The organism is Mesorhizobium sp. M0185 (assembly GCF_040322175.1).
Lineage (GTDB): Bacteria > Pseudomonadota > Alphaproteobacteria > Rhizobiales > Rhizobiaceae > Mesorhizobium.
Genome location: NZ_JAMYSY010000094.1, coordinates 1 through 9,537 on the forward strand (window position 1 = coordinate 1; position 9,537 = coordinate 9,537).

General features: G+C 55.9%; 8 protein-coding genes and 1 pseudogene. 5 read left to right on the forward strand and 4 right to left on the reverse strand.

Translation table 11 applies throughout. The annotated features are described in order from the left end of the window. From NKJ20_RS33310 to NKJ20_RS33320, 3 genes are all read left to right on the forward strand, one after another. Positions 1 to 1,150: DUF3644 domain-containing protein (locus tag NKJ20_RS33310; protein WP_352749838.1), on the forward strand; the 1,150-nt coding region annotated here is incomplete at its 5' end. 274 nt (positions 1,151 to 1,424) lie between these two features. Beyond that, a complete protein-coding gene (locus tag NKJ20_RS33315) occupies positions 1,425 to 3,260 on the forward strand; it encodes a prolipoprotein diacylglyceryl transferase (protein WP_352749840.1) in 1,836 nt (611 codons plus the stop codon). Between the two features lie 29 nt (positions 3,261 to 3,289). Beyond that, on the forward strand, positions 3,290 to 4,732 hold the full coding sequence (locus tag NKJ20_RS33320) for a LysM peptidoglycan-binding domain-containing protein (RefSeq protein ID WP_352749841.1): 1,443 nt from the start codon (positions 3,290 to 3,292) through the stop codon (positions 4,730 to 4,732). A 12-nt stretch (positions 4,733 to 4,744) separates the two neighbouring features. Here NKJ20_RS33320 and NKJ20_RS33325 read toward each other — a convergent pair whose 3' ends face one another. The 4 genes and pseudogenes from NKJ20_RS33325 to NKJ20_RS33340 all read right to left on the reverse strand — a co-directional run bounded on the left by NKJ20_RS33325 (position 4,745) and on the right by NKJ20_RS33340 (position 6,095). Beyond that, the gene (locus tag NKJ20_RS33325; protein WP_352749843.1) at positions 4,745 to 4,906 is read right to left on the reverse strand and encodes a recombinase zinc ribbon domain-containing protein; all 162 of its coding nucleotides are present in this window, start codon (positions 4,904 to 4,906) and stop codon (positions 4,745 to 4,747) included. A 63-nt stretch (positions 4,907 to 4,969) separates the two neighbouring features. Further along, positions 4,970 to 5,128 (reverse strand): annotated as a pseudogene (locus NKJ20_RS33330) (recombinase family protein); the annotation flags it as partial. Positions 5,129 to 5,233: 105 nt separating this feature from the next. Next, the gene (locus tag NKJ20_RS33335) at positions 5,234 to 6,004 is read right to left on the reverse strand and encodes a recombinase family protein (protein WP_352749849.1); all 771 of its coding nucleotides are present in this window, start codon (positions 6,002 to 6,004) and stop codon (positions 5,234 to 5,236) included. A 34-nt stretch (positions 6,005 to 6,038) separates the two neighbouring features. Then, positions 6,039 to 6,095, reverse strand: coding sequence for a DUF4113 domain-containing protein (locus NKJ20_RS33340; protein ID WP_502902847.1), 57 nt, complete (start codon positions 6,093 to 6,095; stop codon positions 6,039 to 6,041). A 397-nt stretch (positions 6,096 to 6,492) separates the two neighbouring features. Here NKJ20_RS33340 and NKJ20_RS33345 point away from each other — a divergent pair, with 397 nt between their 5' ends. After that, positions 6,493 to 7,815 (forward strand): DUF4365 domain-containing protein, encoded by a 1,323-nt coding sequence (locus NKJ20_RS33345; protein ID WP_352749845.1) that lies wholly within the window; start codon positions 6,493 to 6,495, stop codon positions 7,813 to 7,815. After that, positions 7,812 to 9,266, forward strand: a complete 1,455-nt coding sequence (locus NKJ20_RS33350; protein WP_352749847.1) for an argonaute/piwi family protein — start codon at positions 7,812 to 7,814, stop codon at positions 9,264 to 9,266. The genes NKJ20_RS33345 and NKJ20_RS33350 overlap by 4 nt, the downstream gene beginning before the upstream one ends. Positions 9,267 to 9,537: the final 271 nt, after the last annotated feature.

A 9,537-nucleotide genomic window follows, 5' to 3' on the forward strand; every position in this document is an offset into this window, starting at 1 on the left:
AGGCGAGGAGGTCGCGTCGACCTTAATCAAGACGCTTCGGTGCGAGTGGATCCACGGCTTCATCGCCGACTTCTTCAACACTATCGGTGGATTGCAGACTGGCCGCTTCCGGCATTGGATAGCAGGAAGCGGACATTCGCACTGCTATCAAGGGTCGAGCAACGCTGACGCTGGGCGTGTGCGCAGCCATCTGCAAGCCTCGTCACCGTGCGGAACAACAGCGGGTACCAGCCTGCTGCGCGCCTTCGGCCAAGGCATCGGGCTGCTGCTAGGCAATGCGGCCTCGGCGCACCACCTTGCCCCGTGCGAGGATTCCGGGATAGGCCAGATTTCGTCTGACGCGGGAGGAATTGTTGGAAGAAGGGCAGCCGAATCTGGTCGAGCAGGAGGTGGCGGTGGCATTGGTGGCGGTGGGGGAAAAACCGAAGCGCAAGGTCCAAAGGCGCGCCGGAAACACCTTGGAAAAGTGGGGGGTGGGCATCGTCAGGCGATGATCGCCCGCGGCGGCAATGCCACCAACGATCAAGACATTCTTGCGTATTTCACGCGACCGACACGGACGGTCAACCACCGGCTGATCGGGGAAATCCGCAGCGGAGCCAAGCACAAGGACGTCAAGGCGGCAGACGAGGAAGACTTGAACGCCTTCATATCGGCCTGGCCCGACGTCGACTACGACACGGGCCTGAGCCGACGCGGCGATGAACTGCTGATCAAGGCCCGGGAATCCATGATCGCCGCGGTGCATGTCTTCAACTCGGCCGGCCTCACGTTCCGTGCCGAGCTGTTCATCGTGACCGCCGTCATCGCCTGGACCTATCTGCTGCACGCCTGGTTCAAGCGCGAAGGCGTCGACTATCGATACGCCGCCGAAAAGACCAAGGAAGGCGCAGACAAGTACTGGGAACTCGGTCATTGCCTCAAGCAGGGCAACTGTCCTGCCAAGGGCGCGGTGGCCAAGAACCTCGAGTTCCTTCTCGCCATTCGCCATGAGATCGAACATCGGTCTACGAATCGCATCGATGATGCTCTCGGTGCCAAGCTGCAGGCCTGCGCGATCAATTTCAACGATGCGGTTGATCCTATTGACGATGGTTCGAAAGAGCGAACTGCAGGGTCTGGGCAAATCTGGCTCACTGAGTTAATGTAAATAGCGGATTTTGCTGATGTTGACGCGCCTCCACAGCTATCTCTAAAAGTTTAGAGTCCTGGTCAGCAGAACGTGGAAAGTATGAACTGATGCTGCCGTCTGGATGCGCTAAGAAATTGCTTGATGTCCGAAGTAGTTGGAGTACGATTGCACCTATCGAGCGATAGCGCGTCGTCACGGCGGTGTGCAATGAGCCCGAATTGGAGGATTGCGTAGGGAGAAGTAAGAGCGAGTCAAACCGGGGGTGGCCATGCTTACGTCTACGAGCTTGCAAGTGTTCGGCATCGAGATAACAGTAAGTGCTTTGGGGTACGTTCTTGCACTTTTCAGCATTTGGATAGTTGGCACTAGGTTACTCACTAAGGAAGCGTTGTGGGGTATTGGTGGCACTCCGCTTACGCCGCAGCAGTACGACAGTCTATTGCTCTGGCTAGGCTTTGGCTTAATCGCCGGCGCCCGCTTGGGCTACGTGGCTGTTATTGACTCTCCTGCGTCTTTTGAAGTCTACGGCGCCGGTATGTCTTCGTTTGGTGCCATTATCGGAGTTTTTATTTCGACGACACTATTTGCTCGAATTTCGAAAATCCCCCTGCTTCGAATGTACGACTGCATAGCAGTTTGTGCTCCTATCGGAATTCTGGTTGTGCGCGGTGCTAGCTTTATAAGTGGAGATCTAGTCGGCCTTCCTGAGACCTGCTTTTTCTGCCCACCAGACGCCTCTGGCATCGATCGCTACCCAATCGCTCTTTATGAAGCTCTTACTGAAGGGCTGCTGATATTTTTTATCTTATTTGTTTCCATTAGGAAACTTAAGGTACTGAGACAGCCTGCGCTAGCAACAGGTATCTTTCTGGTATTGTACGGAGTTATTCGCGGCCAAGCCGATGCTTTTCGGGAAGAATCGGCATCCATCCACCTCATTGTGTTTTGGCAGCAGACCCTGCTTGTAGTCGTTGGCCTTGGATTTGCTGCCATGGCAGCTTTCTATCGCCGCCGTGGTTCCGTCCAAAAGGTATTTGAGGATCACAAACGAGACGGACCTAGTGCGCGCCCGCGCCTTTCGCGACTCCTCCACTGCGTTACGATTCTTGCGCTGGTTTTACCTGTTGCAGGAGAAGGGAACGGCCTCCCACCAAAACCGGGAAACGGCGGAACTGGGTCCAATTGTACGGGTAACCCTGCCAACTATATCAGCCTTAGCAATGGTGCGCCAGGCGGGGATTCACGTTGTCAGTGTGCGAATGCGGCGGGCAAATATGCAGTGAACTCCTGCAGTGATCGCAGCTTCTATCTTACGTACTCCGCTACCTTCAGGAATAGAACTAATGGAAGCACATCTACTTCTCCCGGATCGACCTCTGTACCCCCGAGCAGCAACAATACCTTTATAGGGTGCACAATCGGCACACCGGCTGCTAGCCCTACAAACTGTGATTTTGATGTCGATTACAATCGGACGTCTGTTAGCGCCTTACGAACGACGCCTTCTGCCTTAGTGGGCGTATTTGGAGCTGTGGCACCCCCATCCATCGCAACATGCATGGCCTGGTGCTCCGACTCGAATAATCCCAATGCGGGTGCCTGTCTTCCTCTCGGGTCGCGCTATTACAGCTTGGCTGCACCCCTTGCGAATTTGATTGATCGCAACAACGGCAACGTCGCAAAGGCAGATGTTTTGCGAGAATATAGTCTAGCAGACGACTTTGACAAATGTGGTCGTGGCGACATCACGTCTAAAGACGACAAACTAGTGAACGAAGGCGTAACAGAAAGTTGTGAGATTCGTAGTGCATCCGTTCCTACTGCCGTTCTCCGCGCTCTTAACATAGTGCCAGACAGTAAATTACCGCTGAGCGCAACTGCATATATTCCCAAGCGTCTCGAAGCCACGCGAATGCAGTCCGTAGCAGGGTTAAGCAACGCGGAAAACATTATAACGTTCCAAATGGATAATGCACCTAATTTAATTTTCGAGGGTGCTGGCGGTGACGTTTACACAAAGGAATTCGGAGGAACTATCCTTGCAGGCGCAAAGGCCGTACTACCGAATGGTGACAAGGTCGCCATTATAGCCACATCCAACGGTTGCATTTCGATAGCAGAGCCATGAAATTCCGGAGCGAAGCTATGAGATCGGTAATGCGCATGTTGGCTTTCTCAGCGGCGGTCGCGATTGCCAGCGTAGGGCTTCTTTCCGAATGGGCGGCAGCGCAAAACGTGGAGGAAGGGTCATGCAAGGGCAGCATTGATGAGATGTCCCCGTGTTTTGTTAGGTATCCTTTCCGAAAGCCCGAGGCGCAGCAACGCTTTGTGGATTGGGTGGCGCGCGTAAATGCAGAAAATTCAAAATACGGAATGCAGCCGATCGAGATCCCCGCTGATTTCTGGAAAGTCGCGCCGTTCATAGCCTACTGGGGATATGAATTTCAGAAGAACAATATCGATACCGTCGACGTCTCGTTCGTGCAAATCTATGACGCTTCCAAGACGATAGAGGCAGTCCGCTCAGCGATTGTTAACGCGTTGAGTCAGGGCGGCTGTTCGTACATGAACGCCGATTTTAACGTTCAGTCTACTTCGAAGACCAGCATTGTGTACGCAGGCAATTTGAGTGGGAAAGTCCGAGCTTGCGGCGACTTGCCTTTCGGTGGTCAGTGGAAAACCGACCTCGCGGGGATTTCGGGTAGCTATAGTGGCGCTTTGAGCTTTCGGTTTGTAGATGTAATGCCTGAAGGCCGCTACACAGGCAGAATGGTCTCCAACAAGCCCACGCTCACATCAAATGTCGATGTGGATTCAATATTTGGAATTAATGTAAATTCCGTCGCTGGCAACATACTTACGAGCGCGCTTGAGCTCGGCCAAATTTTCAAGATGACCATGATTGACCCAATCGGACCCGACCGCGTTTCTATGGCGGTTTTTCTCAATCAATTTGATCAGCAATTATATAGAGTTCGCGGTGGCGATTATGTCGATGGGACGTATCTAAATGTTCAGGACGGCGCAGTGACGTCGCGGCGATATCAGAAATTTCTTGACACGATTACTAAATTCTTTTGGTCAGTTCAGCCTACGTTTCTAGTAGATCGATATCGGTCGGGTTTTGACGATGTCCCAGCTTCGCCCACTTTCACTACAGCATATGTCGCACGACTAAGGCCGCAATGGGATTTTGAACAAATCCGCGCCGATATTGAGACTGAGATCGAACTTATTAGGTCTTTCGGAAAGGAAGAGGAGGTTTACGTTGTTGCACGCGGAGATACATACTGGGGCATTGCAAAGCGTTTCTACGGAAACGGCTTCTATTTTCACTTACTCTCTGTCGCGAATGGCATCACCTTCAGAGAAGCGTCGCAGCTAAGAGTTGGTCAGCAACTAAACATACCGCCGCTGTACACGTTATCTCCACTTACAACGCATAGGTTCCTTGCGCCAACCGATACCCTGTATGGTTTGTGCAAGTCTTTGCAGCCGAAGTCTGTGGACGCCTGCCTCAAGGATATTGTCCGTTACAACCCCTCTGTGCGGCGCAACTCGCCATACGCTCTCGAAGGGATCCGACTGCCTCCATCATAGTGGCGCAAAGCGCTAATTGGTGCAGGCGTCGACGAAGCTTCTACACCAGTTGGCGGCGGTGCATCCGGTGCGCTTGAACGTCTTGCCCGTACAGGTGAAATAGCCCCACACCGCACCGCCCTTCTTGGAGGACGTGAGGACCATCGGGGAGCCGCAGTGTCCGCAGTGAACCATGCGAGAAAACAGGTTCGATGTCCGCCCCACCTGTCTGCTGTGGCGACGGGCCTTAGTGCGCTGGCGAGTGGCCAGCCATTCGGTCTCGGTGATCAGCGCCGGGAAATAGCCGGGGACTTCTTCGCCCTTGAGGACAAGGCACCCGTAGGCGGCTTGGGACCGAAGGACATCCCCGACGACGGCTTGTGCCCAAGTGTTCCCACGGGCGAGGGGATGCCGCGAGTGTTCATTATCTGTGTGATTATCTGCTGTCCGTCGCCCTCCTCGGCAAGCTTGAAGACGAGCCGGGCGTCATCGGCTCGCTCGTTCAGGCCGTTGGTTTCGCGGTCAATCCAGAAAGGGGAGCTTGGCTACCTTCACCCTTCCCCCTCCGCTTGCGACCGCAGCGCGTGCCTTCTCGGCCTTGCGTTTCCACGCTTCGCCCACCCGATGGGACAGCTTGGCGCTGGACTCGTAGGCGGCTTGCAGGGTCATGAGCGACATCATGAGGCTGGCGAAGTTAGCGCGGTAGTCCTCATACGTGTGGACCCGCTGGTCCTGCAGGGTCACCAAGGTGAGGCCGGTCTTGAGTAGTTCGGAAAGGACCGGCTGGGCATCCATGGGATGAATGCGTGAGAAGCGGTCGAGGTTCTCCAAGAGGAGCACCGTATCGCTCGGGATAGTCCCGGCCTTCACATCGGCAGTGAACTGCCCGAGGCTGGCCTCAAGGTCGAGGTTGCCACCCTTGAAGGCTGACACTCCGTTGTCGACCAATTGCCTGTCGAGGGTTAACCCATGGATTGCACAGGAGGCTTCGGCATTCTTGGTTTGTCGGGCAAGGCTGTCGCCCTGGGCCTGCTTGCCAGAGGACCAGCGAGCATAGGAAATCGCATTGCGGCCCTTGAGTTCGCGAGGCTGTGTAGCATGGCTGGACGGTCTCCGTTGGTGTCTGGAGACCGCCCGATACCACTCTGCAGAATTAATGCCACATCGAACTCTGGCAGAGCCTGGTTGCCAAAGCAGGTGGGAATGCTGGATATGGCGGACTCGGCGACTACAAGAGCAGTTGGGTCTGGTACGACAAGTGGTTGGAGCACGTGATCGAGTTCTGCAAGTCAGAAGGCGAGCGGTTCACACAAGTGCTTTCGTGGGCTCAGCAGCAGACCGGCAATTCGTCCCATCGCGTCGCATATCGTGGTGACCGATGCAGGTGGCAAGGGGATTTGGTCGGTGCGCTTTGCGGCTCCTAGTCTCCACAAAAGCATCCCGGATCGGAATGAGCAAAACAAGAACGATATTCTTGTGACCGATGGGCTTAGGTTTTTTGGACGAGGACGTCGCATCGACTACCCTTTTGAAAGCTGAGGATTCGATGCTATCCGAGCTTCGTCTGCCGCCACAATGCTGTAGTCCATACGTCTGGTCCTCCGTGCCAACATCATACCAGCACAAGCCCTCAAACGAAGGGTCCAGTTGCATGACGCCGTCGCAGATAGTGAAAAGTCAAAAAAGCTATGGGTATGTAGCAGAACCCGGCAAATGACTATCGACAACGGAAAACGAAATCCCAATATTGGGTGTTCGTCAAATGTTCCTCTGGAGCGTCGATGTCAAAGAAGATCACCGACAATCAGCTGTTGGGCGAAATCGGTGAAACCGCGGCTCGACTTCGTTTCCTGAAGATAGGTTTCCAGTTCGATGTAAGGTCGAGGCTCGAGGCGGGCGTCGATGCAATCGTCGAAGTCATGGACAAGGGGGTTCCGCTGGCCAAGATGATCGCCGTTCAGGTTAAAGCCCGCCACAGTAACGCCTATCCTTCGGAGGACGACAACGGCTTCACCTATTTGGTGCGCAGCGAAGACCTGGACTACTGGCGCCCATCTAATCTGCCTGTGGTCATCGTGCTCTACCGCGACGCTGACGAATCCTTCTACTGGAAGGAGATCCCACGAGGGTCCGGCGAGGGCGAGCGCCGATTGAAATTTGATAAGAAGCTGGATCGCCTCGACGCGGACGCTATCGACAGGCTCGCCGCCATAACGGTCCCCAAGGCTGGTTTCGGCTACTACATCCCGCCACTGGGCGGCGGCGAAGACGCGCTCGTCAACATGCTCCCCATTACCTTCCCGAAGGAGATGTATGTTGCACCGACCACCCACTCGCCGAAGGACGCCACCAGGATATTGCTGGAGCTGGATGAGCCGGCACGTTTCGATTGGGTGATGAAGGTCGACACTCTGTGGACCTTTCAAGATCCGCGGAAGACCGTGTGCCGCGAGATCGTCGAACTCGATCAGGTCGAGGCCATCGATACCCGCCATCTTGCGCTCCATGAGGACGTCGACGAACGCCACGTGTTCGCCCATCTGCTTCGGCGCGCCTTGGGTCACCAGTTCAAGGATCTAGGCTGGGACAAAGAGCGCAGCCAATTCTATTTCAGGGCGCTGGCGGCCAACACATCGAGGACGTTTGCCTACAAATCCTCCAAGCAGAAGGCCAGCTCCGAGGTCGTGAACGTTGCCTTGCACAAGGCCGATCCGACCAGGGTGGCCTTCGTGCGCCACCATGCGTTCATCCCGCGCTTCGAGAACCTACTGGACGAGTGGTTCCTGGTAGTGAACCCAAACTACTACTTCACCACCAACGGCTTCCAGCCGCATTCCTACCCGGCCGAACTGCTCGCAGGTAAGAAGCGCCTCGACAACAGCGCTTCGCTGCGCGGGCAGCTGATACTCTGGCACCGTTTCCTCACCAGGCAGGATGGCGCTGCCGATGATTTGTTCGCCGAGCCCACCCTCGAAGCCCAGCTGAAGTTCGGGGAGCCGCCCGAAGTGCACCTCGCCACCAAAGTCCCCGAAGACGTCTGGGGGAGTAACAAGACCAAAGACGATGGCGAAGGCAATGCCCAGTCGGAGATCGAATTCTTATGAAGTTCGAAACCACGATCTTCGACGAGCCCCATCTCGAATTCGGCGATAAGCACCACCATCCCGATCCTCGGCTCGGCCTGCACGAGGCCGGTCCGTTGCAGACGCCCGTGGGCGATGCAATTCGCATCGCCGTCGTTGGCAACGCCAAGACCATCGAGGACACCAGGCGCTTTCTCGACGACGCCACGGCCGGCTTTCCTGGCAAGACCGAGAAGCATCCCAACCTGCATCCGGATTTTCCCGGGTTGGGCAATTTGAACCCGTTCCGCTGCAAGTTCGAACTCGCCGATAATGCCGCGCTGGCCATTCCCCAGGCACGCATCGAAGCGATCCTGAAAGAGCCCAACCATGAGAAAGCGGTCGAGATGGCCGTCGATGAGGTCGTGGGACAGCTCCAGGCAATCGACGAGGGGACCGAGCGTCCCAACGTGGCCATCGTGGCGCTCCCCGTCAGCCTCATCGAGCGGGTCGTCAATGCAAAATACTCCCCCGATGGCACCACGGAGCAGGAGGACAGCGGTGGGAGCGATGCGCCCAACTTCCGCGGTATGCTGAAGGCGCGCGCCATGGATCTTCGCTTTCCGATCCAAATCGTCTGGGAGGACGTGCTGGATGACTCGGTGACCATTCCCCAGAAGGTCAAGGAGGCCTCCGGCCGCCAGATTCAGGACGAGGCCGACCGCGCCTGGAACCTGATGACGACGCTCTACTATAAAGGCACGGGCCGCATTCCATGGCGCCGGATGCCCAAGGAGGGCGAATTCACGGCGTGCTACATCGGGGTCAGCTTCTATCGCGAAGTCGGTGGCCAGCAGCTGTTCACCAGCGCTGCCCAGATGTTCGATGAGCGGGGCAGAGGCTTCATCCTGAAGGGTAAGAGGGCCCGTACCGAGACACGGGGCCGACACCCATACATGGCCGAGGAGGATGCCAAGGAACTGATCCGTGAAGTGCTGACCGCCTACAAGGCCCACCACATGAATTATCCGGCCAGGGTGATCGTGTTGAAGACGTCGCGGTTTCGAGACGAAGAGGCCGATGGAATCCTGGACGCGTTGCAGGAGGTCGGCACCGAATTGCGCGATCTAGTATGGGTTCAGGAATCATCTCACATCAAGGTTCTGCGTGATGGGAACTACCCGGTCATGCGCGGCACGTTCGTCGAGTTGGGCGGCAAGGGGTTGCTCTACACCACCGGCAGCATTCCATACTATGGCACCTATCCCGGCATGTACGATCCGAAGCCCCTGTTAATCTGTCCGCATTCGCGCAGCGACAGCACCGTTAAGACGCTGGCCGAGGAGGTATTCTCGCTGACCAAGGTGAACTGGAACTCCACGCATATGAACCAGAAGCTGCCCATACCGATGCGGGCGGCCCGCAATGTCGGCGAGATCCTGAAGTACATCACCGACGAGAAGGTGAATTCCGACTACGGCAGATACATCTAAAGTGGCTGCGATCGCCATGCTTTAGGATCGGACTGTTATTTCAATCCTTCCCCGGTCGAGATATCTGCAAAGAGGCCATCGATCTGAGTCAGATCCAGTGCCAAAATTGAACGACAGCCAGTGCCAGATGCAATTGCTTGGGACACACAACGAGACCAAGTCTCGGTCTAATCTCGGCCTAGTACTGTCGTCGCCGCGCATTGCCAAGATCGCCTTTACCGGCGAGACCACGACGGGCCGGCTGATCATGCAATATGCCAGCCAGAACCTT